Source organism: Streptomyces sp. NBC_01689 (assembly GCF_036250675.1).
Taxonomy (GTDB): domain Bacteria; phylum Actinomycetota; class Actinomycetes; order Streptomycetales; family Streptomycetaceae; genus Streptomyces.
The window spans coordinates 6,793,622-6,806,783 of record NZ_CP109592.1 but is presented as its reverse complement, the minus strand read 5'-3'; the positions used below and the strand labels follow the sequence as shown (position 1 = coordinate 6,806,783).

Below are 13,162 nucleotides of genomic sequence, written 5' to 3'. Positions count from 1 at the left end.
GGTGTGCGCACCACCCCGTCGGCCACCGCCCGCTGCCACTGTCGCTGTCGCTGTCGGCGGCCCGTCGGTCAGCACCGAACGCTGTAGGCACCCTGTAGGCGGTTTGTCGGTGGGCACTGACATCTTGTGGTCATGACGCGAATCGACAAGAACCCCGGCGGCGGCGCCCGCAGCGCCGTCACCGTGCGGGGGCTGGTCAAGCACTACGGCGAGACCAAGGCACTGGACGGCGTGGACCTGGACGTCCACGAAGGCACCGTCCTCGGCGTGCTCGGTCCCAACGGCGCCGGCAAGACCACCCTCGTCCGCATCCTGTCCACCCTGGTCACCCCGGACGCCGGACGGGCGACGGTGGCCGGCTACGACGTGCTCACCCAGCCCCGCCAGCTGCGCCGCGTGATAGGCCTCACCGGCCAGTACGCCTCGGTCGACGAGAAGCTCCCCGGCTGGGAGAACCTGTACATGATCGGGCGGCTGCTGGACCTGCCCCGCAAGGAGGCCCGCCGGCGCGCCGACGAGCTCCTGGAGCGCTTCTCGCTCACCGACGCCGCCAAGCGCCCCGCGTCCACGTACTCCGGCGGCATGCGCCGCAGGCTCGACCTCGCCGCCTCCATGATCGGCGACCCGTCCGTCCTCTACCTGGACGAGCCGACCACCGGGCTCGACCCGCGCACCCGCAACGAGGTGTGGAAGGAGGTCAAGCGGATGGTCGCGGACGGCGCGACCGTCCTGCTCACCACCCAGTACATGGAGGAGGCCGAGCAGCTGGCGTCCGAGCTGACGGTCATCGACCGCGGCAAGGTCATCGCCAACGGCCGGATCGACGACCTGAAGGCCCGGGTCGGCGGCCGTACGCTGCGCATCCGCCCGCTTGACCCGCTGGAACTGCGCCCGCTGGCCGCCCTCTTCGACGAGCTGGGCCTCACCGGGCTCGCGTCCTCGGCCGTGGACATCGAGACCGGCACCGTGGTGGTGCCGATCCTCAGCGACGAACAGCTCACCGCCGTGGTCGGCGCGGTCAGCGCGCGCGGCATCACCATCGCCTCCATCTCCACCGAACTGCCCAGTCTTGACGAGGTGTTCCTGTCCCTCACCGGCCACAAGGCCAGTGCCCCGCAGGACACGCCGCCCGCCCGCGCCTACGAGGAGGTCTCCGCATGAGCGCCCGCCCGTCGCCCGCCACCACCCTTCCGAGGGGCGGCTCCGCCCCGCACCTTCCGCCCGCCGCCGAAGCCCCCCTCGCCGCCGCGGGAGACCCGCGCATCTCCCCCCGGGCGCACGCACGCCACATCGGCGCCCTCGTCCGCCGCAACCTGCTGTGGATCCGCCAGGACCCGGAGTCGATGTTCGACGCCGTCCTGATGCCGATCGTCTTCACCCTGCTGTTCGTGTACGTCTTCGGCGGCTCCATCGGCCAGTCCCTGGGCGGCGGACAGGACGCCTACGTGCAGTACGTGGTGCCCGGACTGATGGCGATGACGGCCATGAACATCGCGACGGCCGTCGGCACCGGCTTCAACCAGGACTTCCAGACCGGGGTGATGGACCGCTTCCGCACCCTGCCCATCGGCCAGGGATCCGTGCTCTTCGCCAAGATCGTGGTGGAACTGCTGCGGATGCTCGTCGCCACGACGATCCTCCTGGTCGTCGGCGTGCTGGTCGGCTTCGACATCACCGATTGGCCCGGCCTGTTCGCCTCCGTGGGTCTGTCCGTCCTCTTCGGCTCGGCCCTGATGTGGATCTTCCTGGTCCTCGGGGTGACGATGAAGAACGCGCAGTCGGTGCAGGCGATGGGCTTCCTGGTCCTGATGCCCCTGCAGTTCGGTTCGTCGATCTTCTCGCCGACCGGGACCATGCCGGGCTGGCTGCGCGCCTTCACCGAGTACAACCCGCTGTCCTCGCTCGCGGACACCACACGCGGTCTGATGGTCGGCGGCCCGGTCACGCACGGACTGTGGGTGACCCTCGCCTGGACGGCGGGGCTCACCGTGGTGATGGCGCCGATCGCGATCCACAAGTTCCGCACCAAGAGCTGACGTCCGCCGAGACGACCTCGGCACCCCCGGTCCGCGTCACACGAGGGCGGCGGCCTCCTCCAGGGAGAGCGCGCCGCCCTCGGCGTACGCGGCCTCGTACGCCGCGTCGTCCAGCAGGGCCCGTACACCGGTCTCGGCCCGGACCCGCACCTCGCCCTCCATCGGACCGGCGAAGTGCCCCGGCGGCAGCAGCCGGTCGGCCGCGCCGAGCAGCACGGCCGCGTCACGCACCCGCCGCCCGCCGTCCACACCGGTGAGGGCGACGGCCGCGGTGGTCAGATGCGCGGAGACCATGTGCGGCGCGATGACCTGCGACAGCGGATCGCCCGCCCGCTCCAGCGCCTTGCCGACCTTCGCCAGGGAGGCCTCGTACCGGCCCTCCAGCGCGTCCAGCCACGCCTCCACACCCAGCACGAAGCCGTCGAAGACCACGAAGGTGACGGCCTCGAAGTCCGCGCGCAGCAGCCGCATCTGCTCGCGGGCCTCCGGGACCCGCCCGCTGCGGCCCAGCCATATCGCCAGGAAGAGCCGGGAGGCGGGCATGGCCTCGTTCAGGCTGCCCTCGCCCCGCGCCAGCACGTCCCGCAGCATCCGCTCACCGCGCTCGGTCTCGCCGGACTCGATGAGGACGCCGCCGAGCCGGGTGCTCAGCACCGCCGTCTGCGCGTGCGCGCCGAGCCCCTCGGCGTACGCCATCGCCCGGGCGTAGTCGTCGGCCGCGAGCCGGTAGTCGCCCCGGCGTTCATAGGCCTCGCCGCGCGCCGACAGCGCCTCCGCGGCCCCCCAGGAGTCCCCGATCCGGGTGAAGATCTCCAGCGCCTCCTCCGCGTCCCGGACCGCGTCGCCCGACCAGGTGGCCCGGTTGGCGAGGACGTTGGCGCGCATCTGGAGGGCGACGCCGAGCTCCCACGCGTAGCCGAGGTCGCGGCAGGTGCGGACGGTCTCGTCGATGACGGCGTGCATCCTGTCCACGTCACCCGTCATGATCACGGCGTAGAACCAGAGGTTGCCGGGGCTGCGGCAGGTCTGCGGCAGCCCCGGGCTGTAGGCCCGGCTGATGGCGCGCAGTTTCACCTGGGCCTCGGGGGTCTCCCAGGCGCCCATGTCCATGTCCATGCAGGCGAGATGGACGAGATGCAGGCCGCGGCGCGCCTCGTCGAGGATCTCGGGGCGCATCGGCGGCGGAGCGTCCGTGCAGCTCTCGGTCAGCGGCGGGACGGGCCGCAGGGGCTCGGCAAAGGGGTCGGGGCCGAGGGCCATGACCTCGTTCGACCAGTGCCGGGCCATCAGCCGCAGGTCGCGCATCTGCCAGTACCAGGCGAGCGAGAGGACGAGACAGAGCGCCTCCTGCTCGTCGCCGGTGGCGACGGCACGCTGCAGGGCGGCCCGCAGGTTCTCCGACTCCCGTTCCATCCGCTCGATCGCGGCGCGCTGGCCGGGGCTGCGCAGCTGGGGGTCGGTGGTGCGGGCGAGTTCCCGGTAGTACGTGAGGTGGTCGCGCTCGGCCGCGGAGCGCCGGCCGGACTCGTCGAGCCGTTCACCGGCGTACTCGGCGACGGTCTCCAGCAGCCGGTAGCGCATCGCGCCGTCGCCGGAGGGGGCGGCGACCACGAGGGACTTGTCGACCAGCGATCCGAGCGCCTCCAGGGCCGCCGGGCCGCAGACGGCCTCGGCGGCGGCGAGGTCGCAGCCGCCCGCGAACACCGACAGCCGTCGCAGGACGTCCCGTTCGTCCCCGTCGAGAAGGTCCCAGGACCAGTCGACAACGGCCCGCAGGGTCTGCTGGCGCGGCAGCACCGTACGGCTGCCCGAGGTCAGCAGCCGGAACCGGTCGTCGAGCCGGTCGGCGATCTGCCGCGGGGTGAGCATCCGCAGCCGGGCCGCGGCGAGTTCGATGGCGAGCGGCAGTCCGTCCAGCCGGCGGCAGATCTCCGCCGCGGCCTCGGCGGTCCCGGCGTCGGCGTCGATCCGGAAGCCGGGCCGGGCGGAGGCCCCTCGGTCGGCGAACAGCCGCAGCGCGAACGGCTCCGGCAGGGGTTCCACGGGCCGCAGCAACTCCCCCGGTACGCCGAGGGGTTCACGGCTGGTGGCCAGTACGGTCAGCCCCGGGCACCGCTCCAGGAGCTCCTCGGCCAGGCGCGCCGCGGCGTCCACGACGTGCTCGCAGTTGTCGAGGATGAGCAGCATGGTGCGCTTGGAGCAGTACTCGGCGAGCCGGTGCAGCGGGTCGTCGTGCCGCTCGGAGGCGGCCCGCATCTCTTCGGCGCCGGCCCCGCGCAGCACGGTCTCGCGGGCTCCGACGGCGGTGAGCACCGCGTCGGGCACGGCCTTCGCGTCGTCGACCGGGGCGAGTTCGGCCAGCCACACGCCGTCCCGGAGCCCGGAGGCGACGGCCTCCGCCGCCTCCTGCGACAGCCGGGTCTTCCCGGCGCCGCCGGGGCCGAGCAGGGTCACCAGCCGGGCCGAGGCGAGGTCGTTCCGGATCGTGCCGATGTCGGCCTCCCGTCCGACGAACGAGGTGAGCCGGGCACGGAGGTTGCCGGGCGGCGCGGGAGTGGCACCGGGCCGCCGCCCGGTCGCGGGGACGCGCGGCGCGGGCGCGGTGGCGTGTCCGGCCGGTGCCGGGTGGTGCGGTACGGGCCGGGTACGGGACCCGGCGCCGCCCGGGTGCGCGGGGGCCCGCGGGGAGGGCGCCGGGTCGGCCGGGCGGAGCAGCTCTCCGTGCAGCGCGCGCAGCTCCGGGCCGGGGTCGGAGCCCAGCCGGTCGGCGAGCAGCGCGCGGACCGACTCGTAGGCGGCCAGGGCCTCGGCGGGGCGGCCCGCGTCGCGCAGGGCACGCAGCCGCAGCGCGTGCAGCGGCTCGTCCAGGGGGTGCAGGTCGCACAGGGCGGTGAGTTCGGGCAGGGACTGCTCGGCCTGGCCGAGTGCCAGGGCCGCGGCGAGGCGGGCGCGGCGCACGTCGAGGCGCCTGGTCTCCCAGCGGACCGCTTCGGCGGCGCGGTCGGGGAGGTCGGCCAGGGCCGGCCCGTGCCACAGCGCGAGGGCGTCGTCGAGGATGACGGCCGCCTTCGCCGGGTCGCCGTCGGCGAGCGCGCGGGCGCCCTCCCCGGCGAGCCGCTCGAAGCGGTGCAGGTCGATGTCGTCGGGCGCCGCGGCGAGCCGGTAGCCGCCGTCCGCCGACCCCACCGCGTCGGCGCCGAGCGCGCGGCGCAGCCGTCCGACCAGTGCCTGGAGCGCCGCGGACGCGTCGGCGGGCGGGTCGCCGTCCCACACCTCGTCGACCAGGACGGCGGCGGGCACGGTCCGGCCCGGCCGCAGCGCGAGCACGGTCAGCAGCGCGCGCAGGCGCGCACCGCCGACCGGGACGGCCGTGCCGTCGGTGCGGAGTGCCTGGGTGGTTCCGAGGATGCGGTAGCGCACGGGGTCCATTGTCTCCGGTGCCGTCGCGTACGGACGTCGGGTACGGCAACGGGCTCCGGGACCGGCCGGGGGCACGGTCTCGGGGCGGGCTCCGGCCCGGGGCGGTCGCCGGGCGGGGACGGGCGCCCGCCCCGGTGCGGGGCCCACTCCGGCGGGGGCTCCGGGCCGATGGGGGCTCCGACCCGGCGGGGGATCCGTCTCCGGGCCGGGCGGGGACTCCGGTCCCGGGACGGGTTCCGTCTCCGGGACCGAGCCCCATTTCGGCGGTGGGCTACGGCCGGGCGGAAGCCCCGGTCCGGTGGAGGTCTCACCCCGGCGGAAGCTCCGCCTGGCGGGGGCCCGGTCTTCGGGACTAGGCGGGGGCCCGGTCCCGGCAGGGCTCCGCCCGGAGTCGGGCCCCATCCCGGCAGGGCTCCGGCCCGGTGGAGGTCCCATCCCAGCGGTAGCTCCGCCTGCTGGGGGCTCCGTCTCCAGAACCGGGCCCCAACCCGGCCGAGATTCCTGCCCGGTGGAGGCTCCGTCTCCAGAACCGGGCGGGGTCGCGACCCCGGGACAAGCTCCGACACGGAACGGCCCCAGCCCGGTGGAGAATCCGGCCCGGCGCAAGCTCCGGCCCGGCGCAAGCTCCGCCTCCCGGACCGGGCACGGTCGCGGTTCCGGGACGGGCTCCGGCCTGGGACGGGCGCCGTCTCGGTGGAGGTTCCGGCACCACCCCGGCGGGGGCCCCGGACTCGGGCCGGCCGGAGCTCCGTTCCCAGGGGCCGGCAGGGGCCCCGGCCCGGACCGGCGGGCCCCTCCTGGACCGGCGGCGGGTCCGTCCTCGTGCGGTCATGGGGCCGGCCTCTCCGGAACCGGTGGCCGTCGCGAGACGTTTTCCGTGCGGGCCCGGTACGGTCGGGCAGGCCCAGCACCCGCGCACCAGTCCAGGGAGTCCCATGACCACCGCCGCGTCCCGCCGCAGCGACCGGAGGATCAGCCCCGTCTTCGTCGGCATCGTGGCCGTGATGGCGGTGACCGGCTGGGCGACCTGGACCGGGTTCGCCGAACAGCCCGGCGTGGCCGTGTTCCTGTTCGTGACGGCCGCCTGGATCGTCTCGCTCTGCCTGCACGAGTACGCGCACGCGCGCACCGCCCTGCACAGCGGCGACATCTCGATCGGCGCGAAGGGCTATCTGACGCTCAACCCGCTCAAGTACACGCACGCGCTGCTGAGCATCGTGCTGCCGGTGATCTTCGTGATCATGGGCGGGATCGGTCTGCCGGGCGGCGCGGTCTTCATCGAGCGGAACCGCATCCAGGGCCGCTGGAAGCACAGCCTGATCTCGGCGGCGGGCCCGCTGACGAACGTGCTGTTCGCGGCGGTGTGCACGGCGCCGTTCTGGCTGCACGCGCTGGACGGCGTGCCGCGCACCTTCCAGTACGCGCTGGCGTTCCTCGCGCTGCTCCAGGTCACGGCGGCGATCCTGAACTTCCTGCCGGTCCCGGGCCTGGACGGCTACGGCGTCATCGAGCCCTGGCTGTCGTACGAGGTCCGCCGCCAGGTGGAGCCCTTCGCGCCGTTCGGTCTGCTCGCCGTGTTCGCGGTGCTGTGGATCCCGTCGGTGAACACCGCGTTCTTCGACCTGATCGACACCGTCCTGGGCGGACTGGGCATCGACGACCTGCAACGCTACTGCGGCCAGAACCTCTACCGTTTCTGGCAGAGCACCGACCAGTTCTGCACCGTCAGCCGGTGACGGACCCGGCGCGGTCGCGGACCCGGCCGCGCCGGGCGTAGTACCAGGTCATGTTGGACGACAGACCGGCCAGCAGCACCCACACGATCCCCAGCCAGCTGCCCTGGACGAAGGAGACCACGGCCGCGGCGACGGACAGGACACAGACCGCGAGGGCGTAGAGGGCGAGTCGCCGGGTCGGGGCGGGCGAGGGCGAGGCGGACATGGGGGAACGGCTCCTGACGGACGGGCGGATCGCTGGTGCTGCGGCGTCCAGTGTCCCTCATGTCCGTGTCCTTGTTGTCCGGTGCCCCGACCCCGGTGCCCCGGCAGCCCGGGCGTCGGCGCCCGGGCGCCCCCGTGCCCGCATGTCCCCGTGCCGTGCCCCTGCCCGTCCCGGGCCCGTGCGGCCGCTATACGTCCGTCACCCGCAGGCCCGCGTGGGCCTTGTAACGCCGGTTCACCGAGATCAGGTTCGCGACCAGCGCCTCGACCTGGTGGGCGTTGCGCAGCCGGCCCGCGAAGACCCCCCGCATGCCGGGGATGCGACCGGCGAGCGCCTGCACCAGTTCGACGTCCGCTCGCTCCTCACCGAGGACCATCACGTCGGTGTCGATCCGCTCGGTCTCCGGGTCCTCGAGGAGCACGGCCGAGAGGTGGTGGAAGGCGGCCGTGACCCGGGAGTCCGGCAGCAGCGCCGCGGCCTGCTCGGCGGCGCTGCCCTCCTCGGGCTTCAGGGCGTACGCGCCCTTCTTGTCGAAGCCGAGCGGGTTGACGCAGTCGACGACGAGCTTGCCCGCCAGTTCCTCGCGCAGGGCCTCCAGGGTCTTGCCGTGCCCTTCCCACGGCACGGCGACGATCACGAGATCGCTGCGGCGGGCGCACTCGGCGTTGTCGGCACCCTCGACACCGTGCCCCAGTTCCGCGGCGGCGGCCTGCGCCCGCTCCGCGGCACGTGATCCGATGATCACCTTCTGGCCGGCCCTGGCGAGCCGGTAGGCCAGGCCCTTGCCCTGCGGACCGGTGCCGCCGAGCACGCCCACGACCAGCCCGGAGACGTCGGGCAGGTCCCACGGGTCCTTGGCGGGGGCCTTCTGTGCGCTGTCAGTAGAGGTCATGGGCCGACCTTACGTGCGCGGACCCCGCCGCGGTGGCTTCGGGGGCCCGGGCGAGGGCGGTCACCGGGACGCGCCGGAAGGTGATCGTCTCGTACGGGCCGAAGTCGCCGGTCTCGTAGAGGAGTCCCACGGTCGCGGTGTCGATCCGGGCCAGATCGCTGTAGGCGGCGGGCAGTCCGTCGACCGTGTGCACGGGCCGCCAGGTGGTGCCGCCGTCGTCGGACGCGCGCACCGTCATCAGGGCCCGGGCGGCCGGGTCGGCGGGCCCCGCGTACAGGAGCACGTCGGGGTCGCGGAGTTGGAGGACGCTGCCCTGGACCACCGGGGTGACGAGCCCGGCCTGCGGGCGGAAGGGCTTCAGCAGGGTGCGCCCGCCGTCCGCGGAGTGGGCGTCGGCCCGGCAGCCCGGCGAGGGCGAGTCGTTACGGGTGTTGAAGTAGACGCGTCCGTCCAGGAGTTCGGCGGCCGTCGTCTCGTTCGCGTTGACGTATCCGTCGGTGTTCTCGTCGAGGTAGCCGAGGTACCAGGTCGCGCCGCGGTCGTCGCTGAGGAGACAGTGACCGCTGTTGTAGCGGGCCTCCGTGCCGTTGTCGGTGCCGACGGGCGGCAGGGTGTGGTTGCCGGGCACGACCACGCGGCCGGTGGTGAGCTGGATCGCGTGCCCCGGGGTGGTCGCGTACCACCGCCACTCCGTTCTCTTCACCTGCGGGGTGATCTCGCGCGGCGCGGACCAGGTGAGGCCGTCGTCGTCGCTGTGCTGCACCCACACCCGGCGGCCGTCGGCGGCGCTCACCCTGCCCCGCAGGATGGCGTCCTCGGTGGCGGCGGCCGCGGCGCGGACGTGCACGAGCAGGACGCGGCCGGTGTCGAGGACGACGGGGGCGGGGTTGCCCGCGAGGTCGTGCCCGTTCTCGGCCACGACCCGCAGCGCCCCCCAGGTGCGGCCGCCGTCCGTCGACCGCTTCAGGACGATGGCGACACGGCCGTGGTCCTGGGCGGAGTCGACCCTTCCCTCGCAGAAGGCGAGCAGGGTGCCCGCGCGGGTGACGACGAGGGCGGGGATGCGGAAGCTCGCCCGGCCCTCGCTCCCCGCGCGGAAGGGGACGCTGGTCGTCGCGTTGGGTTCGGTCATGCGCGGCCTCTGCCCCACCCGGGCGAATTCATGGTGAACTCCGCCTGACGAGTCCCCGGTTGCGGCAGGATGCGTGCGCATGGATGCGGTACGGGTCGCGTTGCTGCGCGAGGTCCTGGCCGGGACGGAGTGGCCGGGGGCCACCCGGCGGTTCGCGGGGGCCCTGCGCGGCTCCGTGGTGTCGTACGGGGGCGGGCTGCTGCTCGTGGGCACGCCGGAGTACGAGCCGTGGCACCTGGCGGCGCATCTGGTGGACGAGGCCGCCTGGTCGGGCACTCCGGAGCTGTCACCGACGCTGGTGCGGCACGGGGCGCGGGCCTCGGACCCCGCCCATCTGGCCGTGGGACTCGGTCGTGTCGAGGCCGCGCGGCGCGGGGAGACCCTGCTCGTGGTGGCGCCGTCCGCCCCCGGGGCGCCGCTCCTGGAGCGGGTCCACGACGCCCGGCGGGCCGGCGCCACCGTGCTGGCGCTCGGCTCCGGCGACCATGACCTGGAGGCGATGGCGCACGAGGCGCTGACCGTACCGCCGGACCACGAGCTCGACCTCGACACCGTCCAGCACCTCGTCAGCGCGGCGGCCGGGGAGAACACCCTGCCCGCGCAGCGCGGGCGCCGCCGTCTGCGCGACCGCCTCTCCCGCCTCGCCGACCACCTGACGGCGCCACCCCCGACACGCTGGTAGCAACCTCGGTCCGGCCGCGGCGCGGTGGCGGGACGGCGGGGGGGTGGGGTGGAGGCGGGGGTCGGCCCGTTCGGCGGGGCGCCGCGCGGAAAAGCGGTTGCCGCGCGGGGAGGGCGACGTTCAGCATGAGCCCACGTGAGCGAAGAAGCACCCGCACCCCCCGCACCGCCGACCCGGGTCGGACCACCCCAGGACGCCCCCTCCCCCGGCTCGCACGCCGCCGGGGACACGCCCGCCGCGCCGGACGCGCGGCCCTCGCGTACGCGGTCGCTCCTCCCCGATCTCGCGCCCTGGCGGGAATCCGCCGACTTCCGGCGGCTGTGGCTGTCCGGGCTGATCACCCACTTCGGCAGCTCGCTGACCTTCGTCGCGCTGCCGGTGCAGATGAAGGTCCTGACCGGATCCGCGGTCGCCGTGGGCGCGATCGGAGCGGTGGAGCTCGTCCCGCTGATCGTGTTCGGGCTGTACGGCGGGGCGCTGGCGGACGCCCTGGACAAGCGAAAGCTGATCGTCCGCACGGAGGCCGGGCAGGGGCTGCTGTGCGCGGCGCTGCTGGTCAACGCGCTGACGCCGACCCCCGCGGTGTGGCCGCTGTACGCGGTCGCCGCGTTCTCGTCCGCTCTCGTGGCGGTGCAGCGGCCCGCGCTGGACTCGCTGGTGCCGCGGATCGTCGCCCACGAACACCTGCCGGCCGCCGCCTCGCTGAACTCGCTGCGCTGGTCGGTCGGCGGGGTCGCGGGCCCCGCGCTCGCGGGGGTCGTGGTGGCGTACGCCGGACTCGGCTGGGCGTACGGCGTGGACCTGGCGACCTTCGTGGTCTCGGTGGTCCTGGTTCTCGGACTCGGGCCGTCACCGGCCTCGCACGAGGCCGCGAAGCCGTCCCTGAGGTCGATCGCCGAGGGCGCGCGCTACGCGTGGAGCCGCAAGGAGCTGCTCGGCACGTACGCGATCGATCTGGCGGCGATGTTCTTCGCGATGCCGCTCGCCGTGCTGCCGTTCCTGGCGGACGAACTCGACGCCGAGTGGTCGCTGGGGCTGATGTACGCGGCGCTGCCCGCCGGGGCGCTGCTGGCGACCCTGACCAGCGGCTGGACCTCCCGTGTCCACCGACACGGCCGGATGGTGGCCCTGGCGGCGGCCTGCTGGGGGCTGGCCATGGTGGCCGCGGGGGCCGTCCACGACGTGGGGCTGGTGCTGCTGTTCCTCGTCCTCGCCGGGAGCTTCGACATGGTCAGCGGGATCTTCCGCGGCGCGATGTGGAACCAGACCATCCCGGACGAGCTGCGCGGCCGGCTGGCCGGCATCGAACTGCTGTCGTACTCCGTCGGTCCTCAGCTGGGCCAGGTACGGGCCGGCGGAATGGCCGCGTGGACGAGCGTACGCACGTCGATCTGGGCGGGAGGCGTGCTCTGCGTGGGCGCGGTGGGCCTGCTGGGGCTGTGCCTGCCGGGGCTGATGAGGTACGACGTGCGGACGAACGAGCACGCCGTACGGATGCGCTCCGTCCGGAGTTCCACGGCGGCCGCCCGCCCGCACGCCTGACGGCCGCCCGCCCCGGGGTCGAAAGCCGCCGCGTGGACCGGTCCCCGCCGCGGCCGGCACCAGCGGTCGAGCCGCCGCACACGGCCCACGAGCGGTCGGGCCGCCGTACACCGCCGTCGCCGACCGGCCATTCCGGAGCGCCGCGTCGGATCGGCCGAGGCACCCGGCGAACGGGCCGGACGCGACGGCCGAGGCGGGCCGGTAGCGCCGGTCAGCCCCGCGGGTCAGTCGTCGTCCGGATTCTGGGCCGTCGCGTCGTGCCACTTGGGGTCCGTCTCCCACTCCAGGTTGCGTTCCTGGGCGGTCTCCATGGCGTGTTCGGCCTCACCGCGGGTGGCGTAGGGGCCGAACCGGTCCTTGGCGGGGCACTCCGGACCCTCCTCGACCTTCTGGTGGACGAGGCAGTAGTACCACTCGCCGGGTTTCGCGACGGTCCGCTTCTTGAAGAGGGCCATGACCTGCTCCTTTCGCCACGGACATAGTGCCCCCATGCCCGCTGGTTAGACTCGCTGGCATGTCTGGCCAGTCGCTGCTCGTACCAGGAGAGCTCTCTCCCACCCGTCCCGTCCCGGGAAACATCAGGCGTCCCGAGTATGTGGGCAAGCCCGCCCCGACGCCGTACACCGGTCCGGAGGTGCAGAACGCCGAGACGATCGAGGCGATGCGGATCGCCGGCCGGATCGCCGCGCAGGCGATGGCCGAGGCCGCCAAGCTGATCGCGCCCGGCGTCACCACGGACGAGCTGGACCGCGTCGCGCACACGTACATGTGCGACCACGGCGCCTACCCCTCCACCCTCGGCTACCGCGGGTTCCCCAAGTCGCTGTGCACCTCCCTGAACGAGGTCATCTGCCACGGCATCCCCGACTCCACGGTCCTGCGGGACGGCGACATCATCAACCTCGACGTGACGGCGTACATCGGCGGGGTGCACGGCGACAACAACGCGACGTACCTGGTCGGCGACGTGGACGAGGAGTCGCGGCTGCTGGTCGAGCGGACCCGGGAGTCCCTCGACCGCGCCATCAAGGCGGTCAGGCCGGGCCGCCAGATCAACGTCATCGGCCGTGTCATCGAGTCGTACGCGAAGCGCTTCGGGTACGGGGTCGTGCGGGACTTCACGGGACACGGGATCAACTCCTCGTTCCACTCCGGACTGATCGTCCCGCACTACGACAGCCCGCACGCCACGACCGTCATCCAGCCCGGGATGACCTTCACGATCGAGCCGATGCTCACGCTCGGCACGCACGAGTACGACCTGTGGGACGACGGCTGGACGGTCGTGACGAAGGACCGCAGGCGGACCGCCCAGTTCGAGCACACCCTGGTGGTGACCGACACCGGCGCGGAGATCCTGACGCTGCCGTAACCCCGTCCGCCTCCCCCTCGCACCCCGCCGAAGCCCGCCCCGTCCGCCGGACGGGGCGGGCTTCCGTGTGCGCACGGGCCCCAGGGCCCCCGGTGGCCTCCCCCGGAATCCGGGGTACGGTTTTACCGACGGCGTGTCGGAACGT

Annotated in this window: 11 protein-coding genes; 6 read left to right on the top strand and 5 right to left on the bottom strand. The window is 73.9% G+C overall.

The genetic code is table 11. From position 1 onward, the window contains the following. Window positions 1-132 precede the first annotated feature (132 nt). Both OG776_RS29070 and OG776_RS29065 read left to right on the top strand, forming a co-directional pair. Window positions 133-1,161, top strand: a complete 1,029-nt coding sequence (locus OG776_RS29070; protein WP_148013702.1) for an ATP-binding cassette domain-containing protein — start codon at window positions 133-135, stop codon at window positions 1,159-1,161. Continuing rightward, a complete protein-coding gene (locus OG776_RS29065) occupies window positions 1,158-2,036 on the top strand; it encodes an ABC transporter permease (RefSeq protein ID WP_329322774.1) in 879 nt (292 codons plus the stop codon). The genes OG776_RS29070 and OG776_RS29065 overlap by 4 nt, the downstream gene beginning before the upstream one ends. Before the next feature lie 36 nt (window positions 2,037-2,072). On the opposite strand, the gene OG776_RS29060 is transcribed toward OG776_RS29065, so the two are convergent. After that, the gene (locus OG776_RS29060) at window positions 2,073-5,465 is read right to left on the bottom strand and encodes an AfsR/SARP family transcriptional regulator (protein WP_329322773.1); all 3,393 of its coding nucleotides are present in this window, start codon (window positions 5,463-5,465) and stop codon (window positions 2,073-2,075) included. A gap of 926 nt (window positions 5,466-6,391) precedes the next feature. Between OG776_RS29060 and OG776_RS29055 the strand changes: the two genes are divergently transcribed. Continuing rightward, a complete protein-coding gene (locus tag OG776_RS29055) occupies window positions 6,392-7,192 on the top strand; it encodes a site-2 protease family protein (protein ID WP_329322772.1) in 801 nt (266 codons plus the stop codon). Here OG776_RS29055 and OG776_RS29050 read toward each other — a convergent pair. The 3 genes from OG776_RS29050 to OG776_RS29040 form a co-directional block, all read right to left on the bottom strand. Then, complete coding sequence (locus OG776_RS29050; protein ID WP_148013705.1) at window positions 7,182-7,397, bottom strand: hypothetical protein; 216 nt, start codon at window positions 7,395-7,397, stop codon at window positions 7,182-7,184. The two genes, OG776_RS29055 and OG776_RS29050, sit on opposite strands and share 11 nt — an antisense overlap. Window positions 7,398-7,584: 187 nt before the next feature. Continuing rightward, window positions 7,585-8,289: an NADPH-dependent F420 reductase gene (gene npdG, locus OG776_RS29045; RefSeq protein ID WP_148013706.1), complete on the bottom strand. Its 705-nt coding sequence runs from the start codon at window positions 8,287-8,289 to the stop codon at window positions 7,585-7,587. Further along, window positions 8,276-9,421, bottom strand: a complete 1,146-nt coding sequence (locus tag OG776_RS29040; RefSeq protein WP_329322771.1) for a sialidase family protein — start codon at window positions 9,419-9,421, stop codon at window positions 8,276-8,278. Before OG776_RS29040 ends, npdG begins: the two co-directional genes overlap by 14 nt. A gap of 79 nt (window positions 9,422-9,500) precedes the next feature. Between OG776_RS29040 and OG776_RS29035 the strand changes: the two genes are divergently transcribed. Then, window positions 9,501-10,103: a hypothetical protein gene (locus OG776_RS29035; protein ID WP_148013708.1), complete on the top strand. Its 603-nt coding sequence runs from the start codon at window positions 9,501-9,503 to the stop codon at window positions 10,101-10,103. A 135-nt stretch (window positions 10,104-10,238) separates the two neighbouring features. Continuing rightward, window positions 10,239-11,645, top strand: a complete 1,407-nt coding sequence (locus OG776_RS29030; RefSeq protein WP_329322770.1) for an MFS transporter — start codon at window positions 10,239-10,241, stop codon at window positions 11,643-11,645. 224 nt (window positions 11,646-11,869) lie between these two features. Here OG776_RS29030 and OG776_RS29025 read toward each other — a convergent pair whose 3' ends face one another. Next, a complete protein-coding gene (locus OG776_RS29025) occupies window positions 11,870-12,100 on the bottom strand; it encodes a hypothetical protein (RefSeq protein WP_148013709.1) in 231 nt (76 codons plus the stop codon). A gap of 59 nt (window positions 12,101-12,159) precedes the next feature. On the opposite strand from OG776_RS29025, the gene map reads away from it, so the two are divergent. Continuing rightward, a complete protein-coding gene (gene map / locus OG776_RS29020; RefSeq protein WP_329322769.1) occupies window positions 12,160-13,017 on the top strand; it encodes a type I methionyl aminopeptidase in 858 nt (285 codons plus the stop codon). The last annotated feature ends 145 nt before the right edge of the window (window positions 13,018-13,162 follow it).

What these genes read in the sequence shown, in the direction of transcription:
- OG776_RS29065 (WP_329322774.1), top strand. Translation starts at nt 1,158, where the DNA reads ATGAGCGCCCGCCCGTCGCCCGCCACCACCCTTCCGAGGGGCGGCTCC.
- OG776_RS29070 (WP_148013702.1), top strand. Translation starts at nt 133, where the DNA reads ATGACGCGAATCGACAAGAACCCCGGCGGCGGCGCCCGCAGCGCCGTC.
- OG776_RS29060 (WP_329322773.1), bottom strand. Translation starts at nt 5,465, where the DNA reads ATGGACCCCGTGCGCTACCGCATCCTCGGAACCACCCAGGCACTCCGC.
- OG776_RS29040 (WP_329322771.1), bottom strand. Translation starts at nt 9,421, where the DNA reads ATGACCGAACCCAACGCGACGACCAGCGTCCCCTTCCGCGCGGGGAGC.
- OG776_RS29025 (WP_148013709.1), bottom strand. Translation starts at nt 12,100, where the DNA reads ATGGCCCTCTTCAAGAAGCGGACCGTCGCGAAACCCGGCGAGTGGTAC.
- OG776_RS29055 (WP_329322772.1), top strand. Translation starts at nt 6,392, where the DNA reads ATGACCACCGCCGCGTCCCGCCGCAGCGACCGGAGGATCAGCCCCGTC.
- OG776_RS29050 (WP_148013705.1), bottom strand. Translation starts at nt 7,397, where the DNA reads ATGTCCGCCTCGCCCTCGCCCGCCCCGACCCGGCGACTCGCCCTCTAC.
- npdG (WP_148013706.1), bottom strand. Translation starts at nt 8,289, where the DNA reads ATGACCTCTACTGACAGCGCACAGAAGGCCCCCGCCAAGGACCCGTGG.
- map (WP_329322769.1), top strand. Translation starts at nt 12,160, where the DNA reads ATGTCTGGCCAGTCGCTGCTCGTACCAGGAGAGCTCTCTCCCACCCGT.
- OG776_RS29035 (WP_148013708.1), top strand. Translation starts at nt 9,501, where the DNA reads ATGGATGCGGTACGGGTCGCGTTGCTGCGCGAGGTCCTGGCCGGGACG.